Here is a 14,841-nt window from a genome sequence, read left to right as displayed (position 1 = left end):
TAAAAGCGATTCGGTTGGGTAGTCTCGCGAATTCAACTGTTAGCGGCAACAAAAAAAGCGCGGTTGCCCGCGCCCTTCTGATCTACTTGGCCTGTTGCATCAGCTCATGGGCCAACATCCGGGCAATAACCAATGGGGGTGATCCGCCGACTTGGGTCGTCTTGGTCCCGAATTCCGTGGTGACGCGCACCATGCCCGACCGAACTTCGTAGGTGCCGGTGCGGCGATCTTCGTCGTATGTGAAGGAAACAGCCTTACCCATGCCTCGTCTCCTTCTCTTGCGCGGCGACCGCGAGCGCTTCCTTAATGATCTGGGCGGCGCCGCGTTTGGCTGCGATCCATGCGCGCTTCCTGTTGCGTGCGCGCTGGTCGGCGGCTTCCTCCGCTTCTGCGTATTCGCGGGTGTTCATTCACTTCTCCTGTCATCAGTCGGAAGGGTCCCCTCAGACGAAACCAGCTCGGTGTGGTGCACCGAGCTGGAAACGACATGGAGGAGTGAACGGCCCGACTGCGAGGTCCGTTCACTGAAGCTATAGCGATCGAACCTTCGCGATACCGCTCAAATTTTAGGCAGCCGCTTTGTCCTCCCCGCGAGCCGATTCCGGCCAATGGTCGCAGCCGAACATCAGCAGCTCGCCGGCAACGTCGTCGACCTTGACGGCCATCTGGCGCAGTGCGGCCTCATCGAGATCCTGGAGGCCGTGGTCCCGGGCGAATTCCCGCACGGTTAAAAGCAGGCGCCCCGCGAGGTGCTGGCGCTTCAACGCGAAAGAGAACTCCGAAGAAAAGGTCGTCATCAATTACCCCGTGAAATGATCATCAACCAAAATGGTGATGCACGGGAATCGAGATGCGTGATTTGAGACTCGCGGACAAGAGCACCATTCAGCCATGTAAGTCGTTGCTGACTCTGGCCGAATTGATGCCGCAACCGAAAATAAATTTGCGTGTAAGCGAACGCTTACCCGTGACCTCAACGTTGATGGAGCCTCTTCCAGCTGGGAGAGTCCTCGATCGTCATCTTCCTGATGACTTTCTTTGCGTCCTTGCAGAAGGGCTTTGTCTGGTTGACCGGTTCCTCCACCCAAAGCAAGACCTGAGAGGTGCGCGAGATCGTAATCGTTGTTTTGTAGCAGCCAAACGGCGAGTCATATCCGGCGACGATTTCATTCTTGGTCCACGACCGAATGTCAAATTCGGATGGCGGTCCTAACCTTCCGATCTGTCTTTCGCCAATTGCTTCGACATTGGAGGACCAGCACTGCTTAAGTTCCTGATAGCAGGAAACGTTGTATGTGTTGTTTGGGTAGGCCATGTCCGGACCCGTTAAGGTCCCCGAGACGACAACGAACGCGTCGGAATCGTAATACATCTTCTGGTCAAAGTGGATCGCCATTTCACCCGACTCTGCCCCTCCGGCCGTTCGCGTTTGGAGGTATATGATCGTCCCGGCACCGCCCACAAATCCAAGCAACAAACCGGCAAGTAGAAACACCCATCTCATTCGCTATGACTCCCATTCCCATTGCGCTTCCCTCGCATGATTCGACGTATCTCGCAGTAGGTCCATTGCGCGTCCTGTTGCAGCGGCCGGGTCATGGTGAAGGCTGGGCCGATCGTGCCGGACACCCTGCGCAGATTGCGCGTTGCGTAGGTTGCCCAACCGTCATCGCGTAAGGGGATGATCTTGATCTGGAACTGTCTGCCCTTATCCGGTGACACGCCCCAGGCCCGGCGCATGATCTCTTTCAGGACCTCGTTCTCGGTCACCGCGCCGAAGGCCCCGTGAATGTGCAGTCGACCATCCCAATCGCGATCAATGCAGAACCAGTAATGGAGGCGGACACCGGCGCGGGCGAGCTGCTTGTCAAAGGACCTCTTCAGCGACTCTAGGAAGCCGCGTGGATGAGTCAGGGCCTTGTCCCGGGCCTTCTGAGTCAAATTGAAGGTGAACGCATAGGCGGGCTTGGCTGCGATCTGTAGGGCCGCCGTCGCGGCCACGGCTTTGACCACGTCACCGGTAAGAGCCCACACGGGTATGTTGTCGTTAGAGGGTGTTACAGAGCTGTCGATAGAGAGATCAGAGGGTGTCTGATGTGCAACTGAAGTCTCTTCGTGCAGCATGTGAGCCGGAACGCGAAAAGCAGCTATTTTTTCGAGGATTTTGCGATCTTTGAGGGCGGACTGCCGGACCCTCTGAGGGACTTTTTTCGACCGGTTTTGGGGGCAGTTATCCTGCACGGTCGCGCTGTCGGCGCTATATCTATCTCGCTCGGGCGTTCTCTTCAGCAACGGCACGTTCGGGTCCTCCAGAAAGCCACCTGCCCGCCGGCGGGTGGCTTTCGCATTTCAACGGGGTTCAGCTTCAGATATAGCGCCCAAGCACTGGCGTGCTTGGTTTTTCTATCGCCGCAAGATGCCTCCCGGTCGCATTGCCGTTCGGAACTCCGCGGCAATCAAGCTCCGGATGCTGTGCTGCGCCGCTTGGGCGATGGTCTCGCCCATGCGCTGATGATCCTGGGGCGATTGTCCAGGCGAGCCCTGGACAGTGACAGCGATCTGGGGCGCGATGACGTTCTGGTGGCTGGCAATCATAGGCGCGACCGGCGAGCTGCCGCCGACCAACCCACCATCGGCGAACCTGGGAACGCCGCGGTTGATCGCCTCCAAGACGGCGCGGTGCTTGGAGGTCGCCTCCGCATTAACGACAAACTCGCCATTGCTGAGCCGTGCCGGAATCCTGTCGTCGCGCGGCCCTCCTGGTCCGGTGATGTAGCCGCCGTCCGCCTTGGCTACGGGCGCAGTGCCGCCAACCATGCCGCCGTCGCTGAAGCCGAACGCGCCGCTCATGGATCGCATCAGCGGCTGCACGATCAGCATTTTGATCATGGCCTCCTCCAGGGCGCGGACAACGGCTCTGGACATGTCGGCAAACCCGGCCGACACACTTTTCGTGCCGTCGAGGATGTCCGCGAGGCCGCTGGTAAGGCTGCTGCTCATGGTGCTGCCGATCGAGCGCATGGCCTCATTGGTCCTCATGGCCGATGCCTCAACCGAGTTCAGCGCATCCCCAACGTCCGGATAGAGACCCTTAAGCTGCTCGGCAATCTGCACGTCCTGGGGATCCAGGAGCGAGGTCTGCCGGCCGCGCCGGATCGATTGCGCAATGGTGGCCTTTTCGATGGCCTCGGTGGCCTTTCCATAGGCCTCGGTGACTTCCTGAATGCGCTGGCGCTGCTCAGCCGTAACGACGCCTTCGCCCTTGCCGGCGGCGGCATTGGCCTGCATGGCCACGACCTGGAGCTGGGCCGCGATCTTGTTTCGCTCCCGTGCGGCGGTGCTCAGATCGAGGCCGGCCGCCTCCTCGCGCAGTGCGGCGGTGCGCTTCTCAATGCTGTCCGCCGCCGTGCCGAGCTTGTCCACGCTGCTGCCGGTGCTGATCTTCGTCGGCGCCGGCCCGGTGCCCCGCGTCTGGCTGGGCGCCGGCGGGCCATACTGCTCGCCATTCGCCGTCAGCGCTGCGATCTCCTTTTGCAGCCGGTCGCGGTGGGCGAGAAGGTTTTCCTTGGTCGAGTTGGTCAGCTTGACTCCACCGATCTCGATAGCCGGCAGATCGATGCTGCCGAACAGGCCGCCGCCGGTCCCGTTCAAACGCGCGTTGACCTGGGCCAGAGCATCTTGCTTCGCGGCGAGGTCGGTCGAGCTGGCCGGCATCCCGGGGATACGAGGCATCTTGTTGGTGAGTTCTGCGGCCCTCGCGATCAGGTTGACCACCTCCGCCCAGGCGCCCTTGATGTCCATCATGACGCTAGCGAGGTCATCCCAGGACGGCTTCAAGGCGGTCGAGAGCCGCTGATGTGCAAGCTTGAGCTGGTCGTCGACTTCCTTGGCCCGCTCCACCAGGACGTTGCTGAAAATGCCGTCCGAGTGGGTGCTGGCCTCTTTGATTGTCGCCAGCATGCTTTCGGCGGACGTTTTGCCCTGCCGCATGCGATCGACAATCTGGGCGCCAAACATCTTCTCGCCCAGATCCAGGCTCGCGGCATGCTGCCCGATCTGGTCGAGCTGGATCATGGCGGCGAGAACGGCCTTGATCTTCTCCTCCTGGGTTTGGGCGTCCCGGAACAGGACCAAGCCTTGCAACCGCTGGCCGGCAGCCTTGGCAAGGGTCTCATTGTAGACGCGCAAGGCCTTCTCTACGTCGGTGATCTTCTCCTCGCCGACGGACCATTCACCGATGTCGATCGGGGAGCGGTCCTTGGTTGCCTGGAAGGCGTGGTCCAGGGCGGTCTCGAGCTCGCCGGCCTCAACCTTGAGCTTGCGGGCCTCCGACGTGAAGGCCTGGAGGAATGCGGGCGAGACGCCAAGGTTCTGGGCCTTATCGGCGATCTCGACCATTTGGGCCATCTGCTCCCGGGCGCCGCTAATCGCGGCAGTCATGAGCTTATAGGCCCCGACCGCCAGCGCGACCTTACCGGCGAGCTCAACGGCGCCCCGCGCCATGGTCGCAAAGATCGCGTCCTTGGCGAGATCCTTGTTCATGTCCAGGAACTGCTTCGCGATCTGGCGCGTCGCAGTCTGAGTTAGCGATGTCGTTTGCCGCAGTTGGTCCTTCAACTGGTCGAGGTTTACTGAGAGAAGAATGCGCATTAGGCGGCTTCCGCAAAGAGCGAGGCTAGGACTGCGGTCGCGATGGTGAGATTTGGAATTATCGGCTTACCGCGAACGTGACCGTCGAGCAGCGCTTCCACGTCAAGTTCCGGCATCCCGCCGCCGATCAGCCCCAACTCAATAACGCGCTCTACATTCTCCGGGCTATAGGTGTTGTCCACAAAGCGCGTGAGCACGGCCGCTGGCGGATGCCCATTAATGCCGCGCCATGCGATCACGCGCCGAACCCACGGATGTTGTAGGTCAAACGTAAGGGGTGTAGCCCAAGAGATTTCCTGGGTGGCTTCAGTCGTCATTTAGAACCTCACTAATTGCGTCTTCGATCGCCTTTTGCATGTCGTCGCGCATGGCGTTGTAGGTGGAATAAAAGAAGGGGCGCGCGGGCTGGTGGCTGGTCCCGAATTCGAACGCGTCTGCATAGTCGTAAGGTTTGCCGCTGCCCTCGCGAACGGTGGTAGTGGTCAGCGGTCCACCCGCGAGCACCACCCATTCCAATTCGTTCTCGCCCGGCTCAACGCGGCAGGATTCCTCAAGATGTCCAGTTTCATCGGGGCTTTGTTCAAGGGCTTGCAGCGCTTGTCGCTGTGCCTGCGACAAGCGTTCGGCCTGCTCGCGGATCACGTCGTTTAGTCGCTGCTTAAGCTTGTCTGACAAGGCGTCAGTATCGAGGTCGTCGTCGGCCATCACACCACCAACATGTCTGCGGTAATTTCCGGGTTATCGAGGAAAGAGCCGTGGCTTTCGCCGGCGGCGGCGCGGCTAACTGCCATGGCGGTCGCAACCGCACCGTCAATGCTCAGCCAGCGCTTGGATTTGTGGAAGCGGACCGCATGCTGTTGCTTGTTTCGCTCAACCTCCGCATTGGCGAAGCAGAACCGGAGCACCGGATGCCCGCCGTGCCGGAAGCGACGCGCGATGATCGCCCGTTCAAGCTCGGATAGCGCCGGCATCATGAGGCTCGGGACTTGCCGGAAGTCGATCACCGGAAGGCCCTTCTCAAGCAATCGCGCCTGCATCATGCGAGCCATGTAGGGATCGAACGCGATCTCCTGGACGTCGAACCGTTCGCAAAGCTGTTCGATCGTCGCTTGGACCTGCTCAAAGTCGATCACGTTACCCTCAGTAGCCGTGATCAGCCCGTCCGCAACCCATTGCGAGTAAGGCGCACCGGTCTTGTTCTCGCGCTCGCGAAGATTCGCGCGCGGGCAGAAGAACCAGGGCCAAACGTCATAGCCGCCTTCGCCATCCGGCCATGCCGCCTTGATGACTGATAGGTCCGTGTTTGACGACAGATCGACCGCGAGCCAGCACGGTCGAGAGGCGAGCGCGTCTAGGTCAACGGGAGCGCATCCTTCATCGTAAACTTCCATCGACACAAACGGACTGGACGCGGCGTCAATCCATTGGTTGAGATTGTAACAACAGAAGTCTTCGCGATCGGCCGGCTTGTCGGCGGCTTCGGATGCCGCTTGCCGCATGCCTTTGATGTCGGGGAAACCGTATTTAAGGCCCGGATTGACACGGTGCCAAACCTTCTCGTCGCGCCAGTCGAATTTAGCCGGCGGCTCAAAGATGATCGGCAGATAGGCCGAATTGACGATCTCGCCCGTCGCGACCTTCTTGGCGTAGCTGTATTCCTCGAAACCCAGGTTTTCGGTGCCTCTTCCCGCCGTCGTAATAATCACGAGCAGCGTGTTCGGCACCTTGAGCAAGCCGCTCTTCAGCGCCCGCCACAGCCGGCGGTTTTTCCAGACATGCAGTTCGTCGATCAGGACGAAATACGGGGTCTTGCCCTGCTGAACGTCGCCTTCGGCTGGAATCGCTTTCAGGGTTGAACCTGAGGCAACATGCTCAAGCTCCAACTCGGACTCGACCACGTAGGTGGCCTTGGCGAGCGGCGCCGTTGCCCTCACGAAAGCCCGCGCTTCGTCAAAGGCAAGCTCTGCCTGATCTTCCGCACTGGCAGCCAGGATACAAGCGCCGCCGGGCACCTTCTCATGACCGCAAGAGTGCAAGAGGCTCAGAGCGGCGCCAAAGGTGGTCTTACGGGCACCGCGAGGGATCTGAATAAAGACCGTCCGCACCTCACGATCGCCATTGGCGTCCGAAGGGCCGTAGATGCGACGCAGAATGCGTTCCCAGAACGGTGCAAGCTCAAAAGCCCGCCTGTGCGCGGTCGATTTGGGATGCTTCAAAGCCCGGAAGAACTTCACAGCGCGCTCGCCGCGCCCGTGCGGATCCGGGATGGGTGTTTCGTCAAACACCCAGGTCGGATGCACTGTCATCGTCTTCCTGATCGGTTCGAATAGCGGGACGGTTGCGGCTTGTGGGGCTGAGGCCTAGCTCATTCCCGATAAGACGGGCGCGGGTCATGGCGTCGGCTTGAATGCGGACGGCAGGATGCGCGCGGGGGCCGCGATCAGTCATGACCACGCTGCCCTCATGAGCAATGATCTTCTGCATCTCGCGGACTTGACCGGCCGCGGTGCAGTAATGCTCCAAACTCGTTAGATCGGTGTCCGTCAGGATGCGCCGATCAACGAGGATTGGTGCCACGCGGCGCCATTCGGCCTTGGCGTGCTTGCTCAGCCAGGACGGCGGCTTAGTCGAGGCGTCGAGCGCATTGGCGTCGGCGGCAAGCTGTGGTTTTCGACCCTTCATGCCGCAACCCTCTCGACAAACGCCGGGCGGCCCGGCAGGCTGAGGCCATGAGCCATCCCCGAATCTTCCAAGCGCTTATTTTGATCGCTAGCCTGGTCATTTTTATCTATGCGACATTGTCGGCGGCCGACTTTGCGATGTTTGTCGGAGCCGATGGCGCGCTGCCACAACGGTGCGCGCTGAAATTCCCGAGATGGCTCGGCTGCGTCGTTGCTAACCATGAGAATTTGGCCGGCGGTTTGTTCGGCGCGGCGGGCACAATTTTCGCTGGTTGGATCGCTTGGCTGGCGGTCGAAAGACAGATTGTATCTTCGGCTAGGATGCAGGGCTTGCTTCAGCAAGAAACGTTTGAGGCGATCAGCGCCGATCTCCGCGACTTGATGGAGAATCTCAACGAAATATGGCGGACAATTGACTTCGCTCGCACCGGACCTGAGGCCGAAGTTCTTGATCGTCGCGTCATTGCTGGAGTTGCATGCTCTTCGCTGAACGCAATGCTCTTTGACGGTCTCGAACTTCTTGGGAAGGACCTCACACCGCTTCGACGGAGATCGTTCTCGAACGTGCTTGCACAACTTCGGGCCGTTGGCGATGTAGTCCAAGAGATCGCGAAAGGTAATGGGCATGAAGCGAACGCAGGCCGATTGATCACGATAGCCTGGATTCAGCTTTCTCACCTCGAAAAATACTTGCAGAGCTTCAACCCCGAGCTGGCTCGCATATTCGCCGCCCGACAGAAATCCGCCGTAGTTCATGAGAATGCAGCGTTTCACATTCGCCCATTTGTTAACGAACACGTTCGGGACTAGTCGATCGGTCATGGCCCGGCTCTCCGGCACGTGATGTCCAAGCCGACGCGGCGGCCGATCTCGCTGACGCCAATAATCTCGAATTGCTGGCCCTGGTAGGTAAGGCGATTTTCAAGCGTCACCCCGTCCAGGTAGCGCGTGCGGAAGGTCAGCACCGCGTCGGTGGTGTGCCCGCGCGCCCCCTCGCGGCCGTCGGTGGCGTTCTTGAGCAGTTGCGCCCGCATGGTAGCGAACGTGGTCCAGGTCTCCACGGGCGTGCCGTAGAGGTCCAAGCCGGTAGTGCGGCGTTGGATTTCAACGATGCGGTCGAGGTTGCCGGCCCTCATGCCGCCCTCGCTTTGACGATGGCTGCGACCGAGACGGCGCCATGGCTGAATGAGCCGTGCGGGTCGCGCATATAGCGGGTTTGGGTAGCCTGCATGTCATGCACGATGAAGCCGTCGATTTGCAGGACACCATCGGCCTGGGCGTCGATCCGCATCGCAGCGACGATGGCCGAAACGGCTTTCTTGCACTGGACCAAGCCGGGCTCCTGGAACCAGACGTGCAGGGTCGCGTAGCTGGTCGCATCCCAGCGCCGGAAGATAGTCTGGCCTTCGCCGATGTAGACCGCCGGCATGATCTCCGGCCGGCCATTGACGTCCAGGACGTGATCCGCCTGGACCAGCGCCATCAGCTCCGGACTGGCGATCAGGCGCGATCGGATGGCCTTCTGGAGGGCCAATGAGGGGTCAGAATGGGCCATTTCAGAAGGCAAACGCGCGGTAAGGGGCCAGCAAATCGAGGAAGCCGAACGGCAATTCGCTCGCGGTGACGCCAACCAGGCTAGCCTCTCGGTTCGCGTAGAGGTGCGCCGTCAATTGCAGCACCGCCTCATTCACCGGAGCGGGGGTCCCGTCGGTATCGGGATTTGAGGCCGTATAGGCGCCAACCCAGGCCTTTGCTGCCGCGAGCTTATCGGTAAGCAGCGCGTCGTCGGCGTCGAACGTGACGTTTAGGTGGGCCTTGGCTTGGTCGAGAGTGATAGCAGGCACGGTCGAAAAAACTCCAATTAGACGCTCTCTTGCGTGACCCGGGGGCACCGGTCGTTCGCGTTCTTTGAGATGCTCTGACCCACCCCCCGGGTGTGTGAAGCGATCATGTTGCGATCGGCTTCCGCGAGCTGTGCGGCTAGGTGCTGGTCGAGGCCATGACGAAGCTCTGCCATCTGCTCTTCCATCTGCCGAACAAACGACCGCACCGAGCGCGTCATCTCACGGTGCGCTGCATGCATGTCGCGCTGCCAGTCGCGAAGAGCAGGCAATGATTGAACGACTGATCTTGCAGCCAAGGGCTTTGGCTTACGGCCTTGTTTGCCGACTGGAGTAGCCAGAGCCTCCTCAACGGACCAGCCCGCATTCAGCCGCTTGGCGAGCGTTTCCGACCGCATGCCGGACAGCCGTGCCCAATCAGCGAGCGAGCGGGATACACCTCTAAATTCGATCAGGCGCATGGAACTACTTTGACCTTTCGATGGACTGCTTGGTGCTGTTGTGGTGATGGGCGCAAAGGGGCTGCCAGTTTCCCTTGTCCCAGAACTTGGCCTTGTCGCCGCGATGGGGCGTCTTGTGATCGACCACGACGGCAGGCTTACCGCACATGGCACAGTGAGGATGCTTGTCGAGGAAGGCGCGGCGCGCTTGCTTCCATTTGCTGTCATAGCCGCGATCGTTCGCGTTGGGCCTACGCTTGTCGACTTCCTTGCGGCGATGGCTTTGACAAACGCAGCGAACTTCGCCGGTAACTATCCGTCCGCATGCACAGACACGACCACACTTGTAGGGCATCAGCGCGCCCCCAATGAATGAACGGTCAGGTCACCGATTGCGTTGAGGTCGTCCTTCATGCTGCGAACGTCGGAAGTATCAGTCGGCTGCTCTTTGCTGCCGAAAACCGCCATGATGATATCCTTGAGCAGGTCCATACGGCCCTCGCGCGCGGCGAGAATTTCAGCCGACGTGGCGCTCCAAACGACGTCCGGACTCCAGCCCAAATGGCCCGTGCCGATCTTGAATAGGTCGGCAATGTATTCATCGAACGAGATGAATTCGCCGGACTTCGGCTGATCGGTGGCGCTGTCCGCACCGCGCAAGAGCAGCACGAATTCGAGGAGCTGTTCGCGTGCATCCAGGATGCTACGAACCGACACAACCGGCACGTTGGCGCTCGTGGCTGTGATCAGGTCCATCATCGCGGTGAAGCTTCCGTCTAAGATCGCTTGATACAGTGTCGGGAGGCCATACTTCTGATGAAGCTGGAATGCGGCCCGCAGCGATGGCTTCAGGTCAAACGACCTGTCACCAAGCTGGAGGCTGAAAGTGTTCGCTGCGAGCCGCATAGCTGCTTACGCCTTGGTGGACTTGATGAGGATGGCGGCCTCATTGAGCAGCGGTGCGCCACCCACGCGACGGCGCCAGCGGACCTTCACGACGCCGTTGTCGGCGCCGGTGAGGTCGTCGACACGCATAGCGAGGCCAACGCGATCGACGATCTGATAGGCGCTCTCCATGTCGCCGAACACCACCGGGTAGGTCGTGCCCGTCGCGGTCGGCAGAAGGTTCATGTCCACCGACTCATAGACCGGGCGGCCCAGGATGGTCGGCGGCGTGCCGTTGGCGAGACCATCCGACCAGAGAGGCCCCTTGGAGCCGATGACGACGTCCGCCATTTTGCGAATGAGACCCATGGTCTCGCGGCGCATGATCCAGGAGCCGTTCGCCGCATACTCGCCGGGCAGCTTGTAATAGGCATCGATCAGCGCCGTGACGATGTCGGAGCCGTCCGCCGCCGCGGTGATCGAGGCGTAATTCGTCGGCGTGTTGAGCAGGCCAGTCGGCTTGCCGTTGCCGTCGCCGATCATGAACGCTTTGGCTTCCGTCTTGCCGGTGATCTTGGCGATATGACCGGCAATGAAGGAAAGGAGATCGATGTCCGCGTCTTCCAGCAACTGGTTGCTGATCGGCACATACTTCGCGTTCTCGAACGTCTTGATGTTGAGCTGGCCGAACACCGGCTCGGTCGAGGTCCGGTTGCCGGTCTCGGTGACCCAGCCTTCGCCGTCAGCATCCGTCTCCAGGGTCGGGATGTAGATTTCGGTCTTGCCGATGGTCATGGCGCTGGCGAGACCGCGAAGCGGCGAATACCGGCGCAGCTTCTCAAGAACGGTCTTGCCGTATTCGGGGGTAACGACGTAGCCGCCGGCCGTATTGGTGCCGAGATTGAGCGTCTTGCGCTCCAGGTCGTCGAGCGCACCAAGCCCGTTGCGCAGGAACTTGTTCAGCGCCTTGGTTTCGAGGCCCGGCTCATTGTCGTTGGCAGCCGACTTGGCGCCAGGGCGATTGACCTTGGCCTCGATACGGTCCAGACGCTCGGTCAGCTTGGTATTGTCGTTGGCCGCCTTCGTTTCGAAAGCCGTCTTCAGGTCGGCGAGTTGCTTGGCAACGTCGGCGATCGGATCGTCGGCCTCGCCGCTATCTTTGAATTCCAGTGCGTTCGTAGTCTTCATTGGGTCGTCTAACTCCTAGTTCAGCGTTGCCGTGAAACGCTTGATGAGATCGGCCACGGCACGCGCCGCGTCGTCGGATTTCGCGCCGGTGACCCGGGCGCGAGGATGGGCGGGGTTGCGCACGATCGATGTTTCGAACACGTCGAGCGCAGTGATGAGGCGCCGGGCGCCTTGCTTAATCGCGGCTTTGGTGCGGTAGCCAATGCTAAGACCGCTGGCGAGTTGGCCTCGGATCATGGCGAGCACCGAACGGGCGCGCGGCCGGTCCATGTGCAGCTTGCCTTTCACCATCAGGCCTTCGTCCGTCTCTTTCACTTCCGTCCAGGTGCCGATCAGGTCGCTGGGGTCGTGGTTGAAGAGGATCGGCATATCGCTGACAGCGATGTTGAAGGCGCCCTTTTGAATGAGGTCGCCATAGCTATCCGGGCCAGCATTGAACGGCCAAGCGATGCCGGTGATCTCACCTTCATCGCTGACGCTGAGCGTAGCCTTGACTTCCAGGCGCTCCATTAGGTGCGGACCCAGTTGCTGACTTTCGTCAGTTGGCCGTTCGTCCAGGTATTGGTTTGCGTCCAGGTATTGACGCCATCGGTGAACCAGACGGTGGCGAGCGTGCCATCGGCGTTGTATGTGAGGTTCTGCGTGTAGTCGTCGGGGCTAATTGCTTGGCCCGTGTTGTCCAGCCGCTGGCCTGCAACACGCGTTGGAAGCGGATTAGAATCACTGATTGGCGTGCCGATAGCAAAGCTCACTGAGACGGTTCCTTTTCGTTGGGATTGCCGAACATCACGCGCTCGAGAATTCGAGCGGCGAGTTCGTAGGTTTCGATCAGAGGGCGGCCTTCCGCATATGCGGCGATCAATTCAGTCGCGCGCTTGGGCGCGGTGCCGCCGCCGATCAAGGCGAGCCGGATGGTTTCGTTGACGTCGGCTTGGGCGAAGTTGCGCGAGAACACGCGATTGCTGATCGCGCCGATCGGGCCGCACTTAGCTTCCAGCTCGCGGATTTGCGACGGCGCGAGGTCGAATTTGTATTCCTGGTCACCGAAGAATGCAGTGAGCGCCATCAGCCGACCTCGTCAAATGCGGTTTCGATCGAACCGGTGCTGTCTGCATAGACGCTGATGTCTTCAATGTCGGACCAGACAGAGATCGGGGTCGATCCGACCAAGCATTCGCCATAGATCAGCGGAATGGCGTCGCCTTGCTTGCCTGAATTGCCGATGTTGCCGCCGTTGATGCTGAGACCGTTGGAGGCCTGGGTTTGCTGGCCGGCAGGTTTGGTGAGCAGCGTTGAGGCGCCAGAGAGCGCAAGGCCAAGGCCGATCGCCGCAACGCTGCCGTAGGTCGTGCCGCCCAGGAGCGGAACGCCGCTAAGCGCACTGATAGGCGTCGCGAGCATGCCGCCGCTCAGGAAGATTGCGCCACCCACCAGGGCCGCGCCCAGGACAAGCTTGGTGGTGCCCTTCGCTGTATTGGACGCGGCGCCTTTCGCGACCGGAATGATGTGCAGGTCGGCAGTGCCAAGCTTGAGCTGGTTCACGAGGTCCAGGTCGAGCTGCATACCGTTGCGCTTGTCGCCACGCACGATCTTGTAATAGCCCTGTTTAATGGCCTTCACGAAGCGACCGGGAAACGCACAGTTAAGCGCGCGCATCGCTTCGGCCGCCGTCGCTACGTCAAAGCGGTGGGACTTGCCGAAGTCCTTGCCGAGCTTGCCATGGAGATGAACCGTCCGAAGCATCAGGCCGCTTCCTCTTGTTTGTTGTTGTCGTTGCCGTTGAGCTTGCCGCCGGCATGAGCAGATGAAGTGTTGAAGTTTTCGAACACGTCGCCGCCCTCATAGGCGGGCAAGCCAAAGCCCATCTGTCGAGCTTCGTTGGGATTGAGGACGCGCGAGGAAACAGCGGTGCTCATGGCTTGTGCTCGCGTGAGGAGATCGGCGCGCGCGAAACCGTCAACGTTGAATTCGATGCAATACTGATCGCGCTCTTCCGGCGTCAGAAGCTTCAACTCAAGCTCTTGCTCGAACGCTTTCAGGCGGGGCAGCAACGCCAATTCAACGAATTCTTGGCCGATCGATTCCAGGCTGCGGGGCGTTGAGCGATCTGGGTCCATCAGCATATGCGGCGGAACACGAAACAGCCGGCCGATCTCGCGGACGGCGTAGTTCCTCATTTCGAGGAACTGAGCGTCTACAGAACTGAGGGTGATCGACTGCCAGGAAACATCGGACGGCAGGATTGCAGTGCCACCGGAATTGTCGCCGCCGTGCGCTGCTTTCCACGCCGCACCAATCTTTGTCAGCGAGTCGATGGTTTGCGCGCCCTTCGTCGAAAGCATGCCGCTGGGGCGGCCGCCTTTGCCGAATAGGCGCGCGGCGTGACGTTCAAGCGTGAGAGCAAGTCCGATCGCTTCGCGGCCTTCACCAACCAGGCCATTGCGGGGATCGTAAGCTGGGGTCGGGATATGGATCAGGTCCGCGCCATCGATATCGCGGCCGTTCAGCTTGTAGGTCGGTTCAAGCTCGGAATAGTCGACGGCAATGGATTGGCTGATCGGGTCGAGCCGGATCAACTCATAGGGCTTGCCGTCGACGCGATTGATGAGCGCGAAGCCGCCATGTGGCTGCAACAGCGCGTCAGCCATGACCTGGGTGCGAAACAGCGCGGCCGGCGTGAAGCTGTTCGGCGCGTCATGAAGAAGCTTGTAGGCCGAATGGTCGGTGGCCTTCTCTTTGCCGCCGTCCGGAAGCTTTTTGTAGATGTGAAGGGGAAGAGAGCCGGCCGGCTCGGAGATCGACCGCACAGCGCACGCCACGGGCGCGCATGTCATGGCGCTCCAGGGGTTGACCACTACACCGGCCAGGGTCGGGGTCGCACCCAACAGATCGAACAGCCAAGCCTCCGGCGAGGCGACGCCAGACACGGCTTTGGTCTCGATACCGAGAAGTGACTTCAGGCGGGTCGCAAAAGACAAATCAGCACGTCAGAGTTGGCCCGCGGGTGAGGCGAGCGAGGAACGATTCTCTGTGTGCTGTGCAATTTTATTTCGAGAAACGGCCTCGAAACGTCACATTATGATGGATGAGCTTTGTGGCAAAATTGAGTCGCGGTTACGTTCCGCGAGCACGAAAAGCGGTTACGAGTGGCATCGT

23 protein-coding genes are annotated in these 14,841 nt (G+C 60.4%); all 23 read right to left on the bottom strand.

The window, feature by feature from the left end:
- Positions 1-82: 82 nt before the first annotated feature.
- Positions 83-262, bottom strand: a complete 180-nt coding sequence (locus GGD63_RS29945; RefSeq protein WP_183247322.1) for a hypothetical protein — start codon at positions 260-262, stop codon at positions 83-85.
- Positions 255-410 carry a hypothetical protein gene (locus GGD63_RS29940; RefSeq protein WP_183247320.1) on the bottom strand — a complete coding sequence of 52 codons (156 nt, stop codon included), beginning with the start codon at positions 408-410 and terminating at the stop codon, positions 255-257. The genes GGD63_RS29945 and GGD63_RS29940 overlap by 8 nt, the downstream gene beginning before the upstream one ends.
- 156 nt (positions 411-566) lie before the next feature.
- Positions 567-797 (bottom strand): hypothetical protein, encoded by a 231-nt coding sequence (locus GGD63_RS29935; protein WP_183247318.1) that lies wholly within the window; start codon positions 795-797, stop codon positions 567-569.
- A gap of 176 nt (positions 798-973) precedes the next feature.
- Positions 974-1,504, bottom strand: coding sequence for a hypothetical protein (locus GGD63_RS29930; protein ID WP_183247315.1), 531 nt, complete (start codon positions 1,502-1,504; stop codon positions 974-976).
- Positions 1,501-2,298 carry a hypothetical protein gene (locus GGD63_RS29925; RefSeq protein WP_183247314.1) on the bottom strand — a complete coding sequence of 266 codons (798 nt, stop codon included), beginning with the start codon at positions 2,296-2,298 and terminating at the stop codon, positions 1,501-1,503. The genes GGD63_RS29930 and GGD63_RS29925 overlap by 4 nt, the downstream gene beginning before the upstream one ends.
- A 105-nt stretch (positions 2,299-2,403) precedes the next feature.
- A complete protein-coding gene (locus GGD63_RS29920; RefSeq protein WP_183247311.1) occupies positions 2,404-4,650 on the bottom strand; it encodes a hypothetical protein in 2,247 nt (748 codons plus the stop codon).
- Positions 4,650-4,967: a GTA-gp10 family protein gene (locus tag GGD63_RS29915; RefSeq protein ID WP_183247309.1), complete on the bottom strand. Its 318-nt coding sequence runs from the start codon at positions 4,965-4,967 to the stop codon at positions 4,650-4,652. Before GGD63_RS29915 ends, GGD63_RS29920 begins: the two co-directional genes overlap by 1 nt.
- Positions 4,957-5,355 carry an HK97-gp10 family putative phage morphogenesis protein gene (locus GGD63_RS29910; RefSeq protein ID WP_183247308.1) on the bottom strand — a complete coding sequence of 133 codons (399 nt, stop codon included), beginning with the start codon at positions 5,353-5,355 and terminating at the stop codon, positions 4,957-4,959. The genes GGD63_RS29915 and GGD63_RS29910 overlap by 11 nt, the downstream gene beginning before the upstream one ends.
- Positions 5,355-6,956 carry a terminase large subunit gene (locus GGD63_RS29905; RefSeq protein ID WP_183247306.1) on the bottom strand — a complete coding sequence of 534 codons (1,602 nt, stop codon included), beginning with the start codon at positions 6,954-6,956 and terminating at the stop codon, positions 5,355-5,357. The genes GGD63_RS29910 and GGD63_RS29905 overlap by 1 nt, the downstream gene beginning before the upstream one ends.
- Complete coding sequence (locus GGD63_RS29900; RefSeq protein ID WP_183247304.1) at positions 6,928-7,332, bottom strand: phage terminase small subunit P27 family; 405 nt, start codon at positions 7,330-7,332, stop codon at positions 6,928-6,930. The genes GGD63_RS29905 and GGD63_RS29900 overlap by 29 nt, the downstream gene beginning before the upstream one ends.
- Complete coding sequence (locus tag GGD63_RS29895; protein WP_183247302.1) at positions 7,329-8,153, bottom strand: hypothetical protein; 825 nt, start codon at positions 8,151-8,153, stop codon at positions 7,329-7,331. Before GGD63_RS29895 ends, GGD63_RS29900 begins: the two co-directional genes overlap by 4 nt.
- Complete coding sequence (locus GGD63_RS29890; RefSeq protein ID WP_183247300.1) at positions 8,150-8,467, bottom strand: phage head closure protein; 318 nt, start codon at positions 8,465-8,467, stop codon at positions 8,150-8,152. Before GGD63_RS29890 ends, GGD63_RS29895 begins: the two co-directional genes overlap by 4 nt.
- Positions 8,464-8,886 (bottom strand): DUF3168 domain-containing protein, encoded by a 423-nt coding sequence (locus GGD63_RS29885; protein ID WP_283812000.1) that lies wholly within the window; start codon positions 8,884-8,886, stop codon positions 8,464-8,466. The genes GGD63_RS29890 and GGD63_RS29885 overlap by 4 nt, the downstream gene beginning before the upstream one ends.
- 1 nt (position 8,887) lies before the next feature.
- Positions 8,888-9,175 carry a head-tail connector protein gene (locus tag GGD63_RS29880; protein WP_183247295.1) on the bottom strand — a complete coding sequence of 96 codons (288 nt, stop codon included), beginning with the start codon at positions 9,173-9,175 and terminating at the stop codon, positions 8,888-8,890.
- 17 nt (positions 9,176-9,192) lie between these two features.
- Positions 9,193-9,633: a hypothetical protein gene (locus tag GGD63_RS29875; RefSeq protein WP_183247293.1), complete on the bottom strand. Its 441-nt coding sequence runs from the start codon at positions 9,631-9,633 to the stop codon at positions 9,193-9,195.
- A 4-nt stretch (positions 9,634-9,637) separates the two neighbouring features.
- The gene (locus tag GGD63_RS29870) at positions 9,638-9,967 is read right to left on the bottom strand and encodes an HNH endonuclease (RefSeq protein WP_183247291.1); all 330 of its coding nucleotides are present in this window, start codon (positions 9,965-9,967) and stop codon (positions 9,638-9,640) included.
- Positions 9,967-10,518 carry a hypothetical protein gene (locus GGD63_RS29865; protein WP_183247289.1) on the bottom strand — a complete coding sequence of 184 codons (552 nt, stop codon included), beginning with the start codon at positions 10,516-10,518 and terminating at the stop codon, positions 9,967-9,969. The genes GGD63_RS29870 and GGD63_RS29865 overlap by 1 nt, the downstream gene beginning before the upstream one ends.
- A gap of 6 nt (positions 10,519-10,524) precedes the next feature.
- On the bottom strand, positions 10,525-11,685 hold the full coding sequence (locus tag GGD63_RS29860; RefSeq protein WP_183247287.1) for a phage major capsid protein: 1,161 nt from the start codon (positions 11,683-11,685) through the stop codon (positions 10,525-10,527).
- Positions 11,686-11,700: 15 nt separating this feature from the next.
- Positions 11,701-12,195, bottom strand: a complete 495-nt coding sequence (locus tag GGD63_RS29855) for an HK97 family phage prohead protease (protein WP_183247285.1) — start codon at positions 12,193-12,195, stop codon at positions 11,701-11,703.
- Positions 12,195-12,437 carry a hypothetical protein gene (locus tag GGD63_RS29850; protein ID WP_183247283.1) on the bottom strand — a complete coding sequence of 81 codons (243 nt, stop codon included), beginning with the start codon at positions 12,435-12,437 and terminating at the stop codon, positions 12,195-12,197. Before GGD63_RS29850 ends, GGD63_RS29855 begins: the two co-directional genes overlap by 1 nt.
- Positions 12,434-12,751 (bottom strand): gene transfer agent family protein, encoded by a 318-nt coding sequence (locus GGD63_RS29845; protein ID WP_183247281.1) that lies wholly within the window; start codon positions 12,749-12,751, stop codon positions 12,434-12,436. Before GGD63_RS29845 ends, GGD63_RS29850 begins: the two co-directional genes overlap by 4 nt.
- The gene (locus tag GGD63_RS29840; protein WP_183247279.1) at positions 12,751-13,428 is read right to left on the bottom strand and encodes a tail assembly protein; all 678 of its coding nucleotides are present in this window, start codon (positions 13,426-13,428) and stop codon (positions 12,751-12,753) included. The genes GGD63_RS29845 and GGD63_RS29840 overlap by 1 nt, the downstream gene beginning before the upstream one ends.
- Positions 13,428-14,663 carry a phage portal protein gene (locus tag GGD63_RS29835; protein ID WP_183247276.1) on the bottom strand — a complete coding sequence of 412 codons (1,236 nt, stop codon included), beginning with the start codon at positions 14,661-14,663 and terminating at the stop codon, positions 13,428-13,430. Before GGD63_RS29835 ends, GGD63_RS29840 begins: the two co-directional genes overlap by 1 nt.
- Positions 14,664-14,841: the final 178 nt, after the last annotated feature.

Source organism: Bradyrhizobium sp. cir1 (assembly GCF_014198245.1).
Classification (GTDB): domain Bacteria; phylum Pseudomonadota; class Alphaproteobacteria; order Rhizobiales; family Xanthobacteraceae; genus Bradyrhizobium.
The sequence above is the reverse complement of the archived record's forward strand: the minus strand, read 5'-3'. Positions and strand labels throughout refer to the sequence as shown.

Bases quoted from the DNA above. Each gene is read 5' to 3' on its own strand.
- GGD63_RS29945 (WP_183247322.1), bottom strand. From the start codon at position 262: ATGGGTAAGGCTGTTTCCTTCACATACGACGAAGATCGCCGCACCGGC.
- GGD63_RS29940 (WP_183247320.1), bottom strand. From the start codon at position 410: ATGAACACCCGCGAATACGCAGAAGCGGAGGAAGCCGCCGACCAGCGC.
- GGD63_RS29935 (WP_183247318.1), bottom strand. From the start codon at position 797: ATGACGACCTTTTCTTCGGAGTTCTCTTTCGCGTTGAAGCGCCAGCAC.
- GGD63_RS29930 (WP_183247315.1), bottom strand. From the start codon at position 1,504: ATGAGATGGGTGTTTCTACTTGCCGGTTTGTTGCTTGGATTTGTGGGC.
- GGD63_RS29920 (WP_183247311.1), bottom strand. From the start codon at position 4,650: ATGCGCATTCTTCTCTCAGTAAACCTCGACCAGTTGAAGGACCAACTG.
- GGD63_RS29915 (WP_183247309.1), bottom strand. From the start codon at position 4,967: ATGACGACTGAAGCCACCCAGGAAATCTCTTGGGCTACACCCCTTACG.
- GGD63_RS29910 (WP_183247308.1), bottom strand. From the start codon at position 5,355: ATGGCCGACGACGACCTCGATACTGACGCCTTGTCAGACAAGCTTAAG.
- GGD63_RS29905 (WP_183247306.1), bottom strand. From the start codon at position 6,956: ATGACAGTGCATCCGACCTGGGTGTTTGACGAAACACCCATCCCGGAT.
- GGD63_RS29900 (WP_183247304.1), bottom strand. From the start codon at position 7,332: ATGAAGGGTCGAAAACCACAGCTTGCCGCCGACGCCAATGCGCTCGAC.
- GGD63_RS29895 (WP_183247302.1), bottom strand. From the start codon at position 8,153: ATGACCGATCGACTAGTCCCGAACGTGTTCGTTAACAAATGGGCGAAT.
- GGD63_RS29890 (WP_183247300.1), bottom strand. From the start codon at position 8,467: ATGAGGGCCGGCAACCTCGACCGCATCGTTGAAATCCAACGCCGCACT.
- GGD63_RS29885 (WP_283812000.1), bottom strand. From the start codon at position 8,886: ATGGCCCATTCTGACCCCTCATTGGCCCTCCAGAAGGCCATCCGATCG.
- GGD63_RS29875 (WP_183247293.1), bottom strand. From the start codon at position 9,633: ATGCGCCTGATCGAATTTAGAGGTGTATCCCGCTCGCTCGCTGATTGG.
- GGD63_RS29870 (WP_183247291.1), bottom strand. From the start codon at position 9,967: ATGCCCTACAAGTGTGGTCGTGTCTGTGCATGCGGACGGATAGTTACC.
- GGD63_RS29865 (WP_183247289.1), bottom strand. From the start codon at position 10,518: ATGCGGCTCGCAGCGAACACTTTCAGCCTCCAGCTTGGTGACAGGTCG.
- GGD63_RS29860 (WP_183247287.1), bottom strand. From the start codon at position 11,685: ATGAAGACTACGAACGCACTGGAATTCAAAGATAGCGGCGAGGCCGAC.
- GGD63_RS29855 (WP_183247285.1), bottom strand. From the start codon at position 12,195: ATGGAGCGCCTGGAAGTCAAGGCTACGCTCAGCGTCAGCGATGAAGGT.
- GGD63_RS29845 (WP_183247281.1), bottom strand. From the start codon at position 12,751: ATGGCGCTCACTGCATTCTTCGGTGACCAGGAATACAAATTCGACCTC.
- GGD63_RS29840 (WP_183247279.1), bottom strand. From the start codon at position 13,428: ATGCTTCGGACGGTTCATCTCCATGGCAAGCTCGGCAAGGACTTCGGC.